19 protein-coding genes are annotated in these 17,966 nt (G+C 59.8%); 14 read left to right on the top strand and 5 right to left on the bottom strand.

The annotated features are described in order from the left end of the window. Positions 1 to 3: 3 nt before the first annotated feature. A complete protein-coding gene (gene phoU / locus AB9K35_RS01365) occupies positions 4 to 714 on the top strand; it encodes a phosphate signaling complex protein PhoU (RefSeq protein WP_222453025.1) in 711 nt (236 codons plus the stop codon). Positions 715 to 717: 3 nt separating this feature from the next. Next, complete coding sequence (phoB, locus tag AB9K35_RS01360) at positions 718 to 1,407, top strand: phosphate regulon transcriptional regulator PhoB (RefSeq protein WP_222453026.1); 690 nt, start codon at positions 718 to 720, stop codon at positions 1,405 to 1,407. Between the two features lie 67 nt (positions 1,408 to 1,474). On the opposite strand, the gene AB9K35_RS01355 is transcribed toward phoB, so the two are convergent. Then, positions 1,475 to 2,386 (bottom strand): LysR family transcriptional regulator, encoded by a 912-nt coding sequence (locus AB9K35_RS01355; protein WP_369924116.1) that lies wholly within the window; start codon positions 2,384 to 2,386, stop codon positions 1,475 to 1,477. A gap of 96 nt (positions 2,387 to 2,482) precedes the next feature. On the opposite strand from AB9K35_RS01355, the gene AB9K35_RS01350 reads away from it, so the two are divergent. Next, on the top strand, positions 2,483 to 3,703 hold the full coding sequence (locus tag AB9K35_RS01350; RefSeq protein WP_369924115.1) for an acyl-CoA dehydrogenase: 1,221 nt from the start codon (positions 2,483 to 2,485) through the stop codon (positions 3,701 to 3,703). Between the two features lie 586 nt (positions 3,704 to 4,289). On the opposite strand, the gene AB9K35_RS01345 is transcribed toward AB9K35_RS01350, so the two are convergent. Further along, the gene (locus AB9K35_RS01345; RefSeq protein ID WP_369924114.1) at positions 4,290 to 5,840 is read right to left on the bottom strand and encodes a trimethylamine methyltransferase family protein; all 1,551 of its coding nucleotides are present in this window, start codon (positions 5,838 to 5,840) and stop codon (positions 4,290 to 4,292) included. Between the two features lie 370 nt (positions 5,841 to 6,210). Here AB9K35_RS01345 and AB9K35_RS01340 point away from each other — a divergent pair, with 370 nt between their 5' ends. The 4 genes from AB9K35_RS01340 (at position 6,211) to AB9K35_RS01325 (ending at position 10,742) form a co-directional block, all read left to right on the top strand. Beyond that, the gene (locus AB9K35_RS01340) at positions 6,211 to 6,720 is read left to right on the top strand and encodes a hypothetical protein (protein ID WP_369924113.1); all 510 of its coding nucleotides are present in this window, start codon (positions 6,211 to 6,213) and stop codon (positions 6,718 to 6,720) included. Between the two features lie 248 nt (positions 6,721 to 6,968). Next, on the top strand, positions 6,969 to 8,351 hold the full coding sequence (gene cysS, locus AB9K35_RS01335; protein WP_369924112.1) for a cysteine--tRNA ligase: 1,383 nt from the start codon (positions 6,969 to 6,971) through the stop codon (positions 8,349 to 8,351). After that, on the top strand, positions 8,351 to 9,976 hold the full coding sequence (gene cimA / locus AB9K35_RS01330; protein WP_369924111.1) for a citramalate synthase: 1,626 nt from the start codon (positions 8,351 to 8,353) through the stop codon (positions 9,974 to 9,976). Before cysS ends, cimA begins: the two co-directional genes overlap by 1 nt. Then, positions 9,966 to 10,742: a squalene/phytoene synthase family protein gene (locus AB9K35_RS01325; RefSeq protein WP_369924110.1), complete on the top strand. Its 777-nt coding sequence runs from the start codon at positions 9,966 to 9,968 to the stop codon at positions 10,740 to 10,742. Before cimA ends, AB9K35_RS01325 begins: the two co-directional genes overlap by 11 nt. An 85-nt stretch (positions 10,743 to 10,827) precedes the next feature. Here AB9K35_RS01325 and AB9K35_RS01320 read toward each other — a convergent pair whose 3' ends face one another. Next, positions 10,828 to 12,048: an MFS transporter gene (locus tag AB9K35_RS01320; protein WP_369924109.1), complete on the bottom strand. Its 1,221-nt coding sequence runs from the start codon at positions 12,046 to 12,048 to the stop codon at positions 10,828 to 10,830. A gap of 95 nt (positions 12,049 to 12,143) precedes the next feature. On the opposite strand from AB9K35_RS01320, the gene AB9K35_RS01315 reads away from it, so the two are divergent. Then, complete coding sequence (locus AB9K35_RS01315; RefSeq protein WP_369924137.1) at positions 12,144 to 12,779, top strand: DNA-3-methyladenine glycosylase; 636 nt, start codon at positions 12,144 to 12,146, stop codon at positions 12,777 to 12,779. Further along, on the top strand, positions 12,776 to 13,441 hold the full coding sequence (locus AB9K35_RS01310) for an alpha/beta fold hydrolase (RefSeq protein ID WP_222453036.1): 666 nt from the start codon (positions 12,776 to 12,778) through the stop codon (positions 13,439 to 13,441). Before AB9K35_RS01315 ends, AB9K35_RS01310 begins: the two co-directional genes overlap by 4 nt. Positions 13,442 to 13,475: 34 nt before the next feature. Here AB9K35_RS01310 and AB9K35_RS01305 read toward each other — a convergent pair whose 3' ends face one another. Further along, entirely contained in the window at positions 13,476 to 13,898 is a 423-nt protein-coding gene (locus AB9K35_RS01305; protein ID WP_369924108.1) for a VOC family protein, read from the bottom strand. Positions 13,899 to 13,910: 12 nt separating this feature from the next. Continuing rightward, positions 13,911 to 14,564: a pseudouridine synthase gene (locus AB9K35_RS01300; protein WP_369924107.1), complete on the bottom strand. Its 654-nt coding sequence runs from the start codon at positions 14,562 to 14,564 to the stop codon at positions 13,911 to 13,913. A 227-nt stretch (positions 14,565 to 14,791) separates the two neighbouring features. Here AB9K35_RS01300 and AB9K35_RS01295 point away from each other — a divergent pair, with 227 nt between their 5' ends. The 5 genes from AB9K35_RS01295 (at position 14,792) to AB9K35_RS01275 (ending at position 17,912) form a co-directional block, all read left to right on the top strand. Further along, positions 14,792 to 15,376 (top strand): HNH endonuclease, encoded by a 585-nt coding sequence (locus AB9K35_RS01295; protein WP_222453039.1) that lies wholly within the window; start codon positions 14,792 to 14,794, stop codon positions 15,374 to 15,376. A gap of 303 nt (positions 15,377 to 15,679) precedes the next feature. Then, complete coding sequence (locus tag AB9K35_RS01290; protein ID WP_369924106.1) at positions 15,680 to 15,910, top strand: MarR family transcriptional regulator; 231 nt, start codon at positions 15,680 to 15,682, stop codon at positions 15,908 to 15,910. Positions 15,911 to 16,723: 813 nt separating this feature from the next. Next, entirely contained in the window at positions 16,724 to 16,906 is a 183-nt protein-coding gene (locus AB9K35_RS01285) for a hypothetical protein (RefSeq protein WP_369924105.1), read from the top strand. Continuing rightward, entirely contained in the window at positions 16,903 to 17,280 is a 378-nt protein-coding gene (locus tag AB9K35_RS01280; protein ID WP_369924104.1) for a zinc ribbon domain-containing protein, read from the top strand. Before AB9K35_RS01285 ends, AB9K35_RS01280 begins: the two co-directional genes overlap by 4 nt. Continuing rightward, entirely contained in the window at positions 17,277 to 17,912 is a 636-nt protein-coding gene (locus AB9K35_RS01275; RefSeq protein WP_369924103.1) for a hypothetical protein, read from the top strand. The genes AB9K35_RS01280 and AB9K35_RS01275 overlap by 4 nt, the downstream gene beginning before the upstream one ends. The last annotated feature ends 54 nt before the right edge of the window (positions 17,913 to 17,966 follow it).

Raw genomic sequence — 17,966 nt, 5'->3', positions numbered from 1 at the left:
AACATGGTAGAGCAACATATTGCATCCGCTTTCGACCGGGACCTGGAGGCGATTCAGGCCCGGATCATGAAGATGGGTGGCCTGGTCGAGGACGCGATCCGCGAAGCCGCCCGCGCGCTGGAAGCCCGGGATGAGGAATTGGCCCGCACGGTTCGCCAAGGCGATAAGGCGATTGACGGGCTGGAGGAACTCATCAACGAGGAAGCCGCCCGTCTGATCGCTCTGCGCGCGCCTGCCGCCTCCGATCTGCGGCTTGTGCTCTCGGTGATGAAGATTGCTGGAAACCTGGAACGCATTGGAGATTATGCAAAAAACATGGCCAAGCGCACCGGCGTCCTGGCCCAGGGGCCAAACATCAGCGAAGGCACGGCAGCGCTGCGGCGGATGGCGCGCGAAGTGGAGCGTATGCTGAAGGACGCGCTGGATTCCTACATTCAGCGCGACGTGGAGTTGGCTGCGGATGTGATCGAGCGCGACCGGGACGTGGACCAGATGTACAACGCCCTGTTCCGCGAATTCCTGACCCACATGATGGAAGATCCGCGCAACATTTCGGCCTGTATGCACCTGCATTTCATCGCAAAAAACACCGAGCGCATGGGCGACCACGTGACGTCGATCGCCGAGCAGGTGATCTATCTGGTGACCGGCGACAAACCGGAAGAAGATCGCCAGAAAGCCGACACCACCTCGACGACCCCGCAGGAGATCTGAGACATGGCAGCCGATCAGCCCACCGTTCTGGTCGTCGAAGACGAATTGGCCCAGCGGGAAGTTTTGGCGTACAATCTCGAAGCAGACGGCTTCCGGGTATTGCGTGCCGAGAATGGCGAGGAAGCCTTGCTGGTTGTCGAAGAGGATATGCCGGACATCATCATTCTGGATTGGATGATGCCGAATCTCAGTGGCATCGAAGTCTGTCGTCGCCTCAAAACCCGCACGGAAACCCGCAACATTCCGATCATCATGCTGTCGGCCCGCTCGGAAGAGGTCGACAAGGTTCGCGGTTTGGAAACCGGGGCAGATGACTACGTTGTCAAACCCTATTCGGTGATTGAACTGATGGCGCGGGTGCGTACGCAGCTACGGCGCGTGCGCCCCTCGACTGTCGGTGTACGGCTTGAGTTCGACGATATCGTGCTGGATGCCGAGACACACAAGGTCAGCCGTGCAGATCAGCCGCTGAAACTGGGGCCGACCGAATTCCGGTTGCTCTCGACCTTCATGGAGAAGCCTGGCCGGGTCTGGAGCCGCGAGCAGTTGCTGGACCGGGTCTGGGGGCGGGACATCTATGTCGACACCCGCACGGTCGATGTTCATATCGGACGCTTGCGTAAGGCACTGACGCAACATGGCGGCAGCGATCCCGTACGAACGGTGCGCGGCGCGGGCTATGCTCTCGGCTAAGGGGCTATTTCGGAAGTGAAATCGCGGAGTGGCTTTTCTACGGCCGCTCCTTTTTTGTGTGTTGCTGCTAGCGCGGCAGAGGATCCTCGGGCTGCGCCTTGTCTGCGAGCCAATTGCGAAACTTGACCAGGGACGGATCAGCATCTTTTCGTTCGGGCCAGACGAGGTAGTAGGCGCCGTTACTTTCCGCGGGGCGCGTGTCCAGTGCAATCAGACGGCCAGTGGCCAAATCCTGTTCGACCAGGTAGTCGGGCATCAAAGCGACACCCAACCCATGAAGAGCAGCCTGCGTAATGGTTGCGAATTGGTCATATATCGTTCCGGCTTGCTCCGCTTCGGCCGTAATGCCTTTCTGCGCAAACCAGTCGGCCCAGGCACTGGTCCGGGTCTGAATGTGCAGCAAGGGCAACTTCAAGATTTCTTCAGGTCCGGCCAAGCTGCGCCCGGCTAAAAGGTCCGGCGCACAAACCGGCAATAGCTGCTCGTGCTTCAACAGGAGCGCGCGCGTGCCGGGCCATTCCGCGTTTCCATAATGTATAGCCGCATCAAACTGTTCAAGGGAGAAATTGAACGGCTCAAGCCGAGTGGACATGTTGATGGTCACATCCGGATGCAGGCGTGAAAACTCAGGCAGCCTGGGCATGAGCCATCGCATGCCAAAAGCGGGCAGGATTGCCAGGTTGAGTGTGCCAGCGAGGGGGCCGGTCTGCAGACGCAGGGTGGATTGGGCGATCTGGTTAAGCGCCTGCCTGATCTCGGCGGCATAATCTTGTGCCTCGGGCGTCAGGAGCAGGCGTTTCTGGTCACGCTGAACCAGTTCCAGCCCCAACTGGGCTTCCAGTGCTTGCAATTGGCGGCTCACCGCGCCTTGAGTCAAAGACAGTTCCGCCGCTGCCGCGGAGGCACTGCCGAGGCGGTCCAACGCTTCCAGCGCGCGTAAGGAGGCGATTGATGGGAGGAGTTTTCTCGGGACTGACATGTATGAGGAGATGTCATACTTGCTTGTGAAAGTCTCGCTGTTTTTTGCGTTTACCTGTCGTTAGGGTCCGGGCGAACACAGACGAAAGGGAAAACCATGACTGACAAACCTGAACTGCGAGCCAAGGATGCGCCGGATCTGGGGCGTTTCAATTGGGAGGACCCGCTGCGGCTGGAAGACCAGCTGACCGAAGACGAACGCATGATCGCGGCCTCCGCCCGCGCCTACGCACAGGAGAAGCTTCAGCCGCGCGTTCTGACTGCCTACGAAAATGAGGAAACAGATCCCGAGATCTTTCGCGAGATGGGCGAAATGGGCCTGCTTGGCACCACCATTCCAGAGCAATATGGCGGCCTTGGCGGCGGCTATGTCTCCTATGGCCTGGTGGCGCGCGAGGTGGAGCGTGTGGACAGCGGCTACCGGTCGATGATGTCGGTGCAGAGTTCGCTGGTGATGTATCCGATCTACGCATACGGCAGCGAAGAACAGCGCCAGAAGTATTTGCCGAAACTGGCGAGCGGCGAGTGGATCGGCTGCTTTGGCCTGACCGAACCCGACGCTGGCTCCGATCCTGCAAGCATGAAGACGCGCGCGGAGAAAACCGAAGGCGGCTACCGTCTCACCGGGTCCAAGATGTGGATTTCAAACGCCCCGATTGCGGATGTTTTTGTGGTCTGGGCCAAGTCTGAAGCGCATGGCGGCAAGATCCGCGGTTTCGTGCTGGACAAAGGCCTCAAAGGCCTGAGCGCACCAAAGATCGCCAACAAAGCGTCCTTGCGCGCCTCGATCACTGGTGAAATCGTGATGGACGGCGTCGAGGTCGGAGAGGGCGCCCTGCTGCCGTACGTCGAAGGATTGAAAGGTCCCTTTGGCTGTCTCAACCGGGCTCGCTACGGTATCAGTTGGGGGGCTATGGGCGCGGCTGAGGCGTGCTGGCACGCGGCGCGGCAATACGGCTTGGACCGGTCCCAATTCGGTCGTCCGTTGGCAAATACGCAGCTGTTCCAGTTGAAATTGGCCAACATGCAGACCGAGATCACCTTGGGGCTTCAAGCCTCGCTGCGCGTTGGGCGCCTGATGGACGAGGCCAATGCTGCTCCTGAGATGATCTCCATTGTGAAGCGCAACAATTGCGGGAAGGCTCTGGAGATTGCGCGAATGGCGCGTGACATGCATGGCGGCAACGGGATTAGCCTCGAGTTCAACGTGATCCGTCACATGGTGAACCTGGAAACAGTGAATACCTATGAGGGTACTCACGACGTTCATGCGCTGATCCTTGGTCGTGCCCAAACTGGTCTGCAGGCCTTTTTCTGATTGAACGTTGCAGCGCAGGGCGAGCCCCTGCGCTGCATTTTTGCATTTCAGTTGTGCGTAAACGCATGTCGGCGTCGTCCTGAAGTTTCTGCAAGGCGCCGGGGGTGGTTTGATGCGGTCGGAGTTACTTTTTGGGATCCAAAAGAGTAAATCGCCGACGCAGAGCTGCGCTATAGTTCAAAGCACATCTTCAGGACGCGATGGGCGCGGAGGTTAACACTAACCGGGTATCGGCCGCAAAATCGCAACGAACCCGTCCAATGGCTTCGCGGCATTTTGCAGTATCCCAAGGCTACCAGTCACAACGCGACGGCCGCTTCATCTTGCAAAGATGCAGCATCTGCAGAGATGCGTACAGCCATGCAAAATGCTGACGTGAATTTACGCAGGACCGCCTTGCAAAAATACAGTCGACTAAATGCAAAACTGTCGACCCCGATCGCAGCGGCGTTTTGTGGTTTCGCAGCCTTAACAATAGGTTATCAGGTTTGCTTCAGGAGGAGAAGCGATTAGTTAGAGGTTTATTAAGTTTGCCATCCCGGAGGGCAGCAGGGCACTCGTATCGCTCTGCTGCCCCTGGGCGGACTTACGCGGGCAGGTGAATGTTGAAGCGCGCGCGGATCGCTTGGTCGGTGGCGGCATCGAACCGGGCTGCTGCCCGTTGCGCCAGGATCTGCTCTTTCTTTTCGGTCGCCTTCTGGATCAGGTCGGGCCGGTCACGTTCCACCCACTCCTTGGGTGAGGTTCGGTCGCCGAATTCCGGGTAGACATAATCGACTTGCATCCGGCTGAGCGTCTGACCGGTGCCGAGGTAATGTCCGGGCCCACCAAGACAGGTGGCCCGCATCTGGTCAAGCGCCAGGGTTTCTTCGGTGACCTCGATGCCCCGCACGCACCGCTGCGCCTGACCAAGGAGATCATTATCCAGGATCAGCGTCTCGTGGCAGAACCCCAAAAGGGAGGCATGCATGCCGGCGGCCTCATACACCATGTTGAGCCCTGACAGGCCGGCCATGACCGCCGAGCACATCTGCTCCCAACCGGCTTGCATGTCCGGAAGCTTTGAATCCGACGCACCGGCCGCGGCTCCGCCCGGGAGGTCATAGAACTTGTGCATCTGGGCGCAGCCCGCCGACAGCAGCGCCTGTTCCCCAGACCCGACGCTCATGGCGCCCGTGCGCAGGTCCAAGCCAAATGGCCAAGTGCCAAAAATGGCTGGGGCGCCGGGGCTTATAGCGTTTACGTAAACCAATCCGGCAAGACATTCGGCGACCGCCTGGGCGATGGCTCCAGCAATGGTCGAGGGCGCCGTGGCGCCGGCCATGCCGGCGGACAGCAACAGGACCGGCATGCCGCCACGAATGCATTCTTCCATCACCTGGCAGGCTTCGGTCGCAAAGCGCATCGGTGGCACGACAAAGCAGTTGGAGTTGGACACGAAGGGGCGCTCCAGCCACTTCTCCTTACCGCCTGCGATCATGTGCAGAAGTTCAAGCCCGGGCTGAACATAGGCTGGATCGGTAAAGGAGACGCCGACGTGTTTGGTGGTACCGGCGGTCGTCGCATAAATGGAGTTGAGATCCATCTCCAGATTGTCGGGAATATCACGGCAGACCATAGGCCGTTGCACGAAGTGGATGTTGTCGAGCTGGTCGCAAATCCGGGCGGCGTCATGCAAATCCTGCACCGTGGAGTCGCGATAGGCGCGGCCCTGTGCATCCACCATGCTGACGGCGGCACCGGCGGTACCAAAATGCACACGCCCACCAGACAGTTGCAGGTCGTTCTTGCCATCGCGACTGTACAGCGTGACAGAGCGGTTTGCGCGGGCGATCGTGTCTTCGACTAGCGCGCGCGGGAAGCGCAGGCGACCGTCATGGCCGAGGGTGCAACCTGCCTGGGTCAACAGTTCGACGCCGCTGGGCGGGGCATCCGCCAGCCCGATCTCCTCCAGCGCGGCCAGGGCGGTTTGGTGAATGCGCTCCATATCGGCCTGGCTGAGGATCCGCAGGGCGGTTGTTTCCATTCCCGGGCGAACCGGGCGAAGATGGTCCGGCAAAGACGCCGAGCGGGCTGCGCGTCGAGCGGTGCGGCCGCCGCTGCGGCTGGCACGGGGGGCGGGGGATTGAGTGTTCATAGGGTGAGCCTTTCAGAAAATACCAAAACTTCAGATTTTCTGATCAGGTCGGACGTCCCCGCGCCGCACGGCCTCGCGCCGCACCAATTGTGCGGTAGATCAGGCTGACAAGGCTACGTTCAGCTTGCATGGAGGCTCCTGTTTCCTTGTTAGCAGGCTCCGCTCTAAAAAGCGCCACTTCTATCGCGAAAACGACACCTGTGTAATTCGCGACAAAAATTTCACGGAGTGGTTGGCGAATGTATGGCAGTGGGTCCTGCGTTGCCTGAAGCATCTTTGCTTGCGGCCGAGCGGGCAAACCTGCGCGGAGCTCGGGAACCGATTATTAACCAATCTCTGCGAAGATCATAGGATGGGGATGGCGCGCGGCATGCCGCGCAGCAACGGAAGGCACAGCCATATGCCGAAAGCGGAAGAAAAACTTCGTGCCCGAACACTGGTTACTGCCGGTGCATTGGCGCTTGCCGTGTCCACGCCTCTCTCAGCCGAAGACAGGGCGCAGCTGACATTCCTGCCAGAAGGTGCCGGTGGAACAGGCCCGGTTGTCTTTCACGGGGTGGAGGGCGGAGACCTGACCTTCGCGCCGCATGGTGTTGCGTTTTCTGTCCAGCCGGAAGCGAATCCCGACGAGCGGCAATTTCGCGTAAATGCGGGGTACTCCGTTGGTGCCACGACCGGCTATCTTATCTTCGGTGGTTCCATGCCGCAGTCGGAGGCCAGTATTTCCGTGCATCCTGTGGTCGGGCTGGGAATGCGTGTATCTTTAAACCGTGCACTTCAGCTGAGCGGTGAGATCATCCATCACGATCTCAGCGGCAACGACCGCAGCGATGGGGCAACCGGCGAAACCCTTTCGGTGCAGGCCGCATTCCGGTTCTGATCCTAGTTTTGATGCAAGAACCCGACAGCCGCCGTGCCAAGTCTCTTGGCGAGCATCCTATTGCGTGGTATGCGGTCAGCATGAAACTAAAATGCATCACCCGTACCTGCTGCATTACCTGCTGACATATCAGCGGGCTGGTTTCTGTCGTTTTCATTCTCCTGACAAGTTGCTAAGCCCGCGCTGCGCGCACTGGGTGGCCTCCACGTTTGGGGGTATGCGGGATGGACATGGAAAAGGAACCGGGTATGGAAACCACGGACATCGAGATCAAGCTGCACAATACGAAAACCCGCAAGAAGGAGGTTTTCACGCCCATCGAGGCCGACAACGTGCGGATGTATGTCTGCGGTCCGACCGTTTACGACCGGGCCCATCTGGGCAATGCCCGCCCCGTTGTTGTGTTCGATGTACTCTACCGCTTGTTGCGCAAAGTTTACGGCGTGAATTCCGTTACTTATGCACGTAACTTCACGGATGTAGATGACAAGATCAATGCCCGCGCTGCCGAAACCGGCCGGGAAATCGGCGATATCACCGCCGAAACCACGCGGTGGTTCCTTGAAGACATGGGCGCGCTCGGGGCGTTGGAGCCGACGCATATGCCGCGTGCAACCCAATACATCCCCCAGATGATCGCCATGATCGAAACCCTGATTGCCAAGGGGCACGCCTATGCGGCGGAAGGCCACGTGCTGTTCGCTGTCGACAGCTGGAAACAACACTATGGCAACCTGTCAGGTCGCTCGGTGGACGACATGATCGCAGGCGCGCGGGTCGAGGTTGCGCCTTACAAGAAGAACCCGATGGACTTTGTGCTGTGGAAGCCCTCCGACGCGAGCTTGCCCGGGTGGGACAGCCCGTGGGGGCGCGGTCGACCGGGGTGGCATATCGAATGTTCCGCGATGGCGGACGATCTCTTGGGCGAGACATTTGACATTCATGGTGGCGGTAACGACCTGATGTTCCCGCATCACGAAAACGAAGTCGCGCAAAGCTGCTGCGCCAACGGGGATGACAGTTTTGCCCGCTACTGGCTGCACAACGAAATGCTGCAGGTCGAAGGGAAGAAGATGTCCAAGTCGCTGGGCAATTTCTTCACTGTTCGCGACCTTCTGAACCAGGGCTATCCCGGCGAAGTGGTCCGCTTGGTGTTCCTGCAGACCCACTACCGTAAACCGATGGACTGGACCGACAAGAAGGCGAAGGAAGCGGAGGCAACGCTCCGCAAGTGGCGTGGGCTGACCGTAGGCGTCGAACCTGCGGCCAACGCGTCCGCAGCGGTATTGGCCGCATTGGCTGATGATCTGAACACGGCTGGTGCAATTGCAGAACTGCACAAGTTGGCCGCAGCCGGTGACGCAGCGGGGCTGCTGGCGTCGGCGCAGCTGCTTGGGGTGCTGACCGAGGAACTCGGCGATTGGGCTGGCGGACCATCGGTGGATCTGTCAGCCCATGAGGCGCGGCTGTTTGAAGCGCGTCAAAAGGCTATGGAAACAAAAGATTTTTCCGAAGTGGATAGGTTGAAGGAGGCCTATCTCGCTGCCGGATTGGAAGTGCGGATGAGCAAGGCGGGAGTCGAGCTGATTGCGTCTGGCGACTTTGATCCAGCCAAGCTGGAGGCGCTGTAATGGGTCGGGAACGTCTTTATCTGTACGACACAACCCTGCGGGACGGGCAGCAGACCCAGGGCGTGCAATTTTCCACCGCGGAAAAAAGGCAAATTGCCCAAGCGCTTGACAACCTGGGCATCGATTACATCGAAGGCGGCTGGCCCGGTGCCAATCCGACCGACAGTGCGTTTTTTGACGAAGCACCGCGTTTGGAGGCCACCTTGGCGGCCTTCGGCATGACCAAACGGGCAGGGCGCTCTGCCGCCAATGACGAGGTTCTGGCGGCGGTGATGAATGCGGGGACACAGGCAGTTTGTCTGGTCGGCAAAAGCCACGATTACCATGTCACACAGGCTTTGGGCATCAGCCTTGAGGAAAACCTCGACAACATCCGCGCTTCTGTTGCGCATATCGTGGCACAAGGGCGCGAAGCGTTGTTTGATGCCGAGCATTTCTTCGACGGCTACAAGGACAACCCAGCTTATGCGCTCGATGCTTGCCGCGCGGCGCTGGAGGCCGGTGCGCGCTGGATCGTTCTGTGCGACACCAATGGGGGCGCGCTGCCAAGCGAGGTCCACCGCATTGTCGGTGAGGTGATTGCCAAGGGTATTCCAGGTGAGAAACTGGGCATACATACTCATAACGACACGGAAAATGCGGTCGCCTGTTCACTCGCGGCCGTCGATGCAGGGGCGCGACAAATCCAGGGGACGCTGAATGGGCTCGGAGAGCGGTGCGGCAATGCGAACCTGACCTCTCTGATCCCGACTTTGCTGTTGAAGGAGCCTTACGCCAGCGCATTCGAAATTGGTGTGAGCCGAGAAGCCTTGGCGGGGCTGACCCGGACCAGTCGAATGCTGGACGACATCCTGAACCGGGTGCCGATGCGGCAAGCCGCCTATGTCGGAGCCTCGGCGTTTGCCCACAAGGCTGGGCTGCATGCCAGCGCCATCCTCAAGGATCCATCGACATACGAGCATATTGAGCCTTCGGCTGTTGGAAATGCCCGTGTCATCCCGATGTCGAACCAGGCGGGACAATCCAACCTGCGAAAGCGCCTGACAGATGCAGGTCTGGCAGTGGAACGGGGCGATCCCGCTTTGGCCCGGATCTTGGAGCGGATCAAGCAACGTGAGGCCCAGGGATACTCTTACGATACGGCTCAGGCTTCTTTTGAGCTGCTGGCCCGCGCCGAGCTGGATCAGCTGCCGGATTTCTTTGAAGTCAAACGCTACAAGGTGACGGTCGAGCGGCGTAAAAACAAGTACAACCAGATGATCAGCCTGTCAGAGGCGGTCGTGGTGGTGAAGGTGGACGGTGAAAAACGACTGTCTGTCAGTGAATCGCTCGACGAAGTTGGCAGCGACCGAGGCCCCGTCAATGCTTTGGCCAAAGCGCTCAGCAAGGACCTTGGGCGCTATTCAGCTCAGCTCGCCGACATGCGGCTGGTCGACTTCAAGGTTCGCATCACCCAAGGCGGCACCGAGGCCGTCACACGCGTCATAATCGACAGCGAGGACAGCCAGGGCCATCGGTGGTCCACCGTGGGTGTCAGCGCGAATATAATCGATGCTTCGTTTGAGGCCCTTCTTGATGCAATTCGCTGGAAGTTGATCCACGATGGCGGGGCGGATGCAGTTTGACGACGACCTGACGGCCTGCGCGGATCTGGTACGGAGCAGCGATCCGGACCGGTTCATGGCCACAATGGCTGCGCCTGTCTCGGCACGTCCGATTCTGTTCGCTCTTTATGCCTTCAATATAGAATTGGCGCGTGCCCCCTGGGCGAGTCAGGAAAGCATGATCGCAGAGATGCGCGTGCAGTGGTGGCGGGATATCGGCGCGGCAATCGCCGAGGGCAAGCCTGTTCGGCGGCACTATGTGGCAACCCCGTTGGCGGATTTGCTGAAGCCGGAACTGGCTGCCTGTATCGACAACATGGCGGAAGCGCGCCGCTGGGACATCTACCGCGAGCCTTTCGAGGATGAAGCGGAATTTGACCGATACATCGACCACACCAGTGGAAGTCTGATGTGGATGGCCGCAGCGTCCCTTGGCGCATCTGCTGAGGATGTTGTGCGAGAGTTTGCCTATGGCGCTGGGGTTGCAAACTGGTTGCGCGCCATACCGCAACTGGAAGCGCAAAACCGCATTCCCATGCTGGATGGCACCCCTGAAGGTGTTCGAGGTTTGGCGCAGAAGGCTCTGGAAAGGTTGAACAATGCTAGGACGTCACGCAGTAGAATTCCCGCCTCTGCCGCACCGGCAATGCTGGCAGGGTGGCAGGCGGAGACGATTTTGAAACAGGCCATACGCGAGCCTGAACGGGTCGCGCAGGGGGCGCTTGGAAAAAGCGAGTTCGGCAAACGCGGATCACTGCTTTGGCGCGCGGCGACCGCCCGCTGGTAGATGTCAGAAACCTCCGGTACAACATTGAAAAACATCAAAAAGGCACCCAGATGGGTGCCTTTTTTTGTTGAGGTGTCGGTCGGGGTTACAACGCAGGTTTGGGACGCAAGGCCAGCCAAACCAACGCGCCGCCAGCCAGCACAAGGAAAGGCGCCATTGCCATATTGACCGCGTTCCACCCGTCCACCGGGTTGCCGCCCGAGCAGTTCATCAGGCCGCCAGACGCGAGGGACGCCATCGTGACCCCACCAAAGACCAATAGGTCGTTCAGCCCCTGCATGCGGCCGCGCTCATGGCTGGCATGGGCGCTGGCGAGCATCGTGGTCGCGCCGATAAACCCGAAGTTCCAGCCAATGCCCAACAGGACCAGTGCGACAAAGAAGTTGGCAAGGACGACACCTTGCAATGCGACAGCCCCGGCGCCAGCAAGGATGACCAAACCGGAGGCGACGATTTTTTCAACGCCGAAACGTGCGATCAGGTGGCCGGTAAAGAAGGATGGCACATACATCGCCAGGACGTGCCAGGTGACGACATCGGCGGCATTGCCTTCGGTAAAGCCGCAGCCGACAACGGCGAGCGGGGTCGAGGTCATCACCAGGTTCATCAGCGCGTAGGAGACCATGGCGCAGATCACCGCGACCGCGATCACCGGAGTCTTCAGAAGCTCCATTCGGCTGCGGCCGCGCGGAGCATCCTGGCTGGGAACAGGCGGTTTGGGGATGTCAAGGAACAGGAACAACGCAGCGCCTAGGACATTCACCGCAATCACCGCCATGTAGGTGCCGAGGAAAGGCACGACAAAGGCCTGGCTCGTCAGCTTGACCAGTTGCGGGCCGATGATGGCGGCGGCCAGCCCGCCGGCCATGACGTAGGAAATCGCCTTGGGGCGGAACGCTTCGGAGGCGGTGTCGGCCGCGGCAAACCGATAGAAGCCATGCGCGCTCATGTAGACGCCGGTGAGAAGGCTGCCGAGCAGAAAGATCGGGAAAGACCCCAGGTAGAGGCCATAAGCACCGACGAGGCCGCCCAAGGCGCCAAAGGCCGCGCCCACGAAGAACCCCGCCCGGCGTCCCCAGCGCTGCATGATCGCAGAAACCGGTGTGGCCGCCAGCATCGATCCGCCGACAATGAGCGAAATGGGCAAGGTCGCAAAACAGGGGTTGGAGGCGAGCGATTGCCCCGCCAGCCCGCCGATGGTGAATATCATCGGCATTTGCGCGCCGAGGATTGCCTGGGCCAGCACCAGGATGGCAACGTTTTTCTTGGCGACCGCGTCGCCGGGGGTGGTCATGCTCATGGTCATGTGAGATGCGTAACCTTGAATATGTTAAGGAGCAAGCCAGTGCTGCAGGTTCAGCGATCACGGTTTCTTTCAAGTTTGCCCGCGGACCGTGGCTGATGGGGGCAATTGGGCGCATCATAACCTGTGATGCCTGCGTTGCGGAAGGCGCAGAATGGCTCAGCGCGCGGGAGCCAAGGTTCGGTGCTGCATTACAAGAAGTCGGACCATTGCCACTTCGGCGCAGGCCTGATGGTTTTGCCGAATTGCTGAGCGCCATAACCAGCCAGCAGGTCAGCGTAGCTTCGGCCAGTGCCATCTGGGCGCGCTTGCAGGCGGCGCAATTGACCGATCCGCAGTCCATCCTCAGAGCCACCGAGGATGAACTCCGCGCAGCCGGATTAAGTCGTCAAAAGATCCGATATGCACGCGCTTTGGCTGAAGCTTCTATTGATTACAATGGTCTGCGGGCGCTTTCTGATGCCGAGGTTATTGCCACCCTGACCAAGGTGCCCGGTATCGGAACCTGGACCGCGGAAATCTACGCCATGTTTTCCCTGGGGCGGGCAGATGTCTTTGCACATGGGGATCTTGCGTTGCAGGAGGCCACACGGCTGCTGTTCCAGCTACCTGAACGCCCCGGCGAACGGCAGATGCGGCAACTGGCAGAAGCGTGGTCCCCCTGGCGATCGGTTGCAGCGCGTATCCTCTGGGCCTATTACCGCATTGCAAAGGACAGGGAAGGGATCAGATGACTCGTGTACTCAATGCCGGGCGCAAGGAGCCGGTTTCCGGCGTAGCCCGATCAATCGTGGTTTTCCTGCACGGCTACGGCGCAAATGGCGCAGACCTGCTGGGGCTTGCGGATCCGTTGGCAGAACATCTTCCAGACACGCTGTTCGTGGCGCCAGACGCCCCGGAGGCCTGTCCGGGCGCCCCCATGGGGTACCAGTGGTTCCCGATTCCCTGGATCGACGGTTCCTCCGAAGAGGAAAGCATGCGGAGCATGCAAGCCGCGGTCGAGGATCTGAACGCATTTCTGGATGCGTTGATGGTGGACGAGGACGTCCTGCCGGAACAGGTTGTTCTGTTCGGCTTCAGCCAGGGCACGATGATGAGTCTGCATGTGGCGCCCCGTCGCGAGGACGCGGTGGCCGGTGTCGTCGGGTTCTCCGGTCGGCTTCTCTCGCCCGAGCTGCTGAAGGATGAAATGAAATCCAAAATGCCGGTGCTTCTGGTACATGGCGATCAGGATGACGTCGTTCCGGTGCAGTCGCTGCCGGAAGCCGCACAAGCTCTGCAAGAAGCTGGCTTTCAGGACGTATTCGCCCACATCCAGAAGGGCACAGCGCATGGCATCGCGCCCGACGGGCTGAGCGTTGCCTTGGCCTTCATGCGCGACAAGCTGGGTCTTTAACGCCTTGGGATCGAGGCGCGATTGGCGCCTCGGTTCACCCTCGCCACAGATGCGGTTCTGCTATCTCAAGCGAATTTCCGGCCGGGTCACGAAAATAGAGTGAGCGTGCGCCGCCCGGCCAATCGAATTCCGCTTCGATCGCCACACCCGCATCCTGAAGCCTTTGCTTCATCAGGTTCATTTCATTGCGTGGCTGCGCGAAGCAGACGTGGCCGGGACCGTGGGCACCATGCGGCGGCACTGGCAGCCTTGGGTTGCTGGGGTGCTTTCGCGTCTCTTCTGCGCGGAACAGTAGCAGCACCGAGCCACCACAGCGATAGAAGATATGACGCCTTTCGACGCGTTGTATCTCCTCCAACCCCAAAATTTCGCCATAAAATACCGCTGCGGCAGCGAGATCATCCACGTAGAGCGAGGCTTCCAGTATTGCTTGAGGGGCAGGGGCGTCGGGTCGCATGCCATCACGCTATCAGCGACGGCGTGACCTGTCACCCACCGGCCGAGGGCCTTTGGCGCCCTTGGGGCGGCGCGGTGGTTTCTGTGAAGGTTTGGGCGGGCCGGGGATGAGCGGAGGCTCCAGATCCTCCCAAGCCCCCTGCGCCAGCCCGTCCAAGGTCCAGGCGCCAATCGCGTAGCGGATCAGGCGCAGGGTCGGATGGCCAACGGCGGCAGTCATGCGCCGGACTTGTCGGTTGCGGCCCTCTCGGATCGTGAGGCAAATCCAACTGTCGGGAACACTCTTGCGGTGACGGACTGGCGGCGTGCGCGCCCAAAGTCCGATCGGCTCATCCATCTTCCGCACCTTGGCCGGAAGCGTGATGCCGTCCTTCAGCTGCACACCTTTCGCCAGGCTTTCCAGCGCCTTGGCGTCCGGGATACCTTCGACCTGCACCCAATATGTCTTTTCCATCTTGTGCTTGGGGTCACTGATCCAAGCCTGCAGGCGGCCACTGTCCGTCAGAAGCATCAACCCCTCGCTGTCACGATCCAGCCGCCCGGCCGGGTAAACGCCGGGACAATCGATGTAACGGCTGAGCGTAGGACGTGGGCTATCCTGGCTGCCGCGATCGGTGAATTGCGGCAGCACATCGAAGGGTTTATTGAAGCGGATCAAGCGGGTCATGCCGTGGCAATAATTGCGCGGCTGCGTCGGGGCAAGCCATGAACGATTGCGGGCGTGTGGATAACTGTCACGGCGCTGTCATGGAATCACATCACAAACCTCGCGACATATTGTGTATAGTGGGGCTTGCCAGCCGCAAACCACGATATATAGTCAAAGTTAGGCTGGGGCGGGTTCCCCGCTCTGGTTCCCGGAAACGGAAAGTCAGGGCGAGGAAGACGTTCAACATGGATGGCGATTTCAGGGCAGAGTTTGTCAGATCTCCCGGGGCGCTGAAGCAGCACCCGGCATTGGTACTGAATGCGGATTACAGGCCATTGTCCTACTACCCATTGTCCTTGTGGTCTTGGCAGGACGCGGTCAAGGCAGCCTGGCTGGACCGCGTTGCAATCGTTGCAGAATATGACGAGGTCGTTCACAGCCCCAGTACGGAAATACGAATACCGTCGGTCGTGGTTCTGAAAGACTATGTGAAACCTCAAAAGCGCGTGGCCTTCACGCGCTTTAATTTGTTTTTGAGGGATGAATTCTGCTGCCAGTACTGCGGCAGCAAAGGCGATCTGACGTTTGACCATGTCGTGCCACGCGCGACAGGTGGCGTCACCAGCTGGGAGAATGTCGTGGCTGCCTGCAGCCCGTGCAATCTGAAAAAGGGTTCCAAGTCTCTGCATCGTGCAGGCATGTCGTTGCGCAAACCGCCGCGCAGGCCGGGCGCAGAAGAGTTGCGCAATATCGGCCGCAAGTTCCCGCCAAACCATCTACACGAAAGCTGGATGGATTTTCTGTATTGGGACACCGAGCTCGACGCCTGATCCGCAGAAGTCCAACCAATAAGGGGTGTCCGGTTGAAGCGCTCGCGAGCGACAGCTGAACGTGGACCTGCGAGCGCTTGTCACGGCGTAAATCGTCGATTTTCCGTCCCCAGGATGGGTGGCCCTCGCGACCCATCAGTACTTCTTATAATCTGAAGTATGCTAAGCCCGAAAAGCCCTTAATTTGTTGGGGAAATGTGGCCCGCGTCGGCTAGTCGCTTCGATGTGACGGCGGACGCGGGCCGGAATCGCGCTCAGTCGGGCGACAGGTGAAATATAGACGATAGGGGCAGGGCTGGCAACATGGCACGAACACCAGGCGCAAAAGGGCTAACACCGCACCAATTAGACGTCATCCGGGTAGGGGTGAAGCTGGGCAAGAAGCAGGCAGAGATTGCCCGGATCCTGGGCCGCACAAAGCAGGCGATTCACCAAGCTAAGAAGCGGATGGAAGCCGAAGGCACGATCGAAACCATCCCCTTTGACCTGTCTTTGATTGAACAGCTTTTCGACGGTGGCCGGCATGGCTCTTAAACCAGAGGAAGCCCGAGCCCTGGCAAGTTTCCGCAAGGCCGCTCTGATGGCCGCAAAAGGGAAACTGAAGTACTCTGACAGGGCGGTATATCGGTCCCTTGTGGACTGCATCCACTATCCAGACATGACCGCTCGAAAGTCTCGGGCGGTGATAGCTGAGGAAGTCGGTCTTTGCGAACGGACGGTAAAATACGCGCTGTCACGATTGCGGGACGCAGGGGCCATAAAGGCCGTGGCTTACGCCAAGGGCGGCAGAGCCAGAACGCCGGACTATGCGTTTTGCTGGGTTGGTGAAAAAGGGGGCAATAATCTACCCCCTAAAGATGCCCCGGAAACGGGCAAAAGGGGGCAATATTGTGCCGATAAAGGGGGCAATAATGTACCCCCCTATAATAGAGGTTCTAAATATAATAAGGCCGGGCCTAGTCGGCCCGAAGTTGATAAAGTGCCTGAAGACATACGTCATACGGAAAACAGGCTGCTTAGCGAGTGGACACGCAAGCACGGTTACGGCAGGGCGCGGGTAATGGTGGAAGAGTGGAAGGAGCAACAGGCCAAAGCAGCCTGTTAGGCCAGCGTTGCACCCAAGGGAGGGCGCTACGCGCCCGCTTAGAAATCAGGAAGGCGGAATTTTCGGCCCTGGGCGTTTGGAGCGCCTGGGGCCGTTCCATTTCGAACGGGGCAGGAACGGGGGAGCAACGGCAGGGGAACAAATGGGCGCATTTGTGCTGGATTGACGGGGCAGGGGGTTTGTGCCTTATACGTAATGTTATACCATAACGGGTATTATTGGGCGTACGAAAGGATACGGGAATGCAACCACTGAAAGAGCGCGCCGAGGATCTGAACCGCCGGGCGCAAGAGCTGCGCAAGGCGGGGGCCGTGGCGCAGATGACCAAGGGGCCGGAACTGGTGGCCGAAACCGGGGCCTTTATGGTCGAGCTGGCCGCGCGGGTGGACGCGCTGACCCCGTACCAGGATGAGGGCGCGGCATGAGCTTAAACGGGCAATACCAGGTCGCGCAGGGAACCGTTATGGCGCGGGCAAACTGCGAGTGCTGCGGAGGGGCGGTGCAGATCAAGGCGAACAAGAACGGCGGGGCGTACTACTACTGCGGCCATGCCGACGATCATGGAACCCAATGCTGCCATTCCCAGCGCTGGGGCCAGCGGATCAGCTGGGCGCTGCGCAAGGCTTACCGGGAGGCCGGGGAAACGCCTGTCAAAGCAACTCTGCCGCTCAAAATCGGGCGGGCAAACGTACCGGCAGCAGCCGCGAAACCGGCAAACGCGGACAATGCACCAGCAGACAACATCGACGCAGCGCCCGAAAAACGGGCCGCTGACGGCTGGGGAGGGTTTTTAGCATGAGTGAGGCTGAATTTGAAATTGAAGGCCTGAGCGGGTCGGAAAACGAGGTCTCTGGCGATTTTGGCGATGATGGGCCGGGGCATATGACCAGTTTCCGCGCGCCGGAACTGGAAACCGAAGGCGGCGGCGCTGACGACGTGGTGCCGGTTGACCAGGAAACCGGCGAGCCGGTGGCCGATCTGGCCGAGGTGCCGGAGGTCGAGCAGATCACGAAAGCGGCGTTCTTTACCGCCTTCAAGCACAGTTTCGGCCTGCCGGGGCTGTTCCTGCCGATGTGGAAGCCGCTGGCGGTGCAGGACGATGAAGTCGAGATAGCGCGGGACGCCTCGGACGCGATTTATGAGCTGCTTGAAATCTATTTCCCGTCCGCGCTCATGCCGCAATCTGAAAACTTCATGCGGGTCACCAGGGCGGCGCCGTTCATCCTGGCTAAAATAATGGTGGTGCGGATGATCCTGGAAGAGAGCCGCCGCGCCAAGATCGACGCCATGAAACAGCGGCAGGCGCAATTCCGCAGTGTCCGCGGCGACCAGGACGCGGCACCGGCGGCAGGTGCACCGGCCAATGAGGATTACGCGCCGCCGCCGGGTGCGCAAAGCCCGATGGCCTGGGCAGATGGGGAGGCCGCATGAGACTTTTTTTGACACAAATTGCGGGTCTCTGCCTTCTGGTGTTCGCCCTATGGG

It is taken from the genome of Leisingera sp. XS_AS12 (genome assembly GCF_041224635.1).
Lineage (GTDB): Bacteria > Pseudomonadota > Alphaproteobacteria > Rhodobacterales > Rhodobacteraceae > Leisingera.
This window is presented reverse-complemented; position numbering and strand designations above follow the sequence as displayed.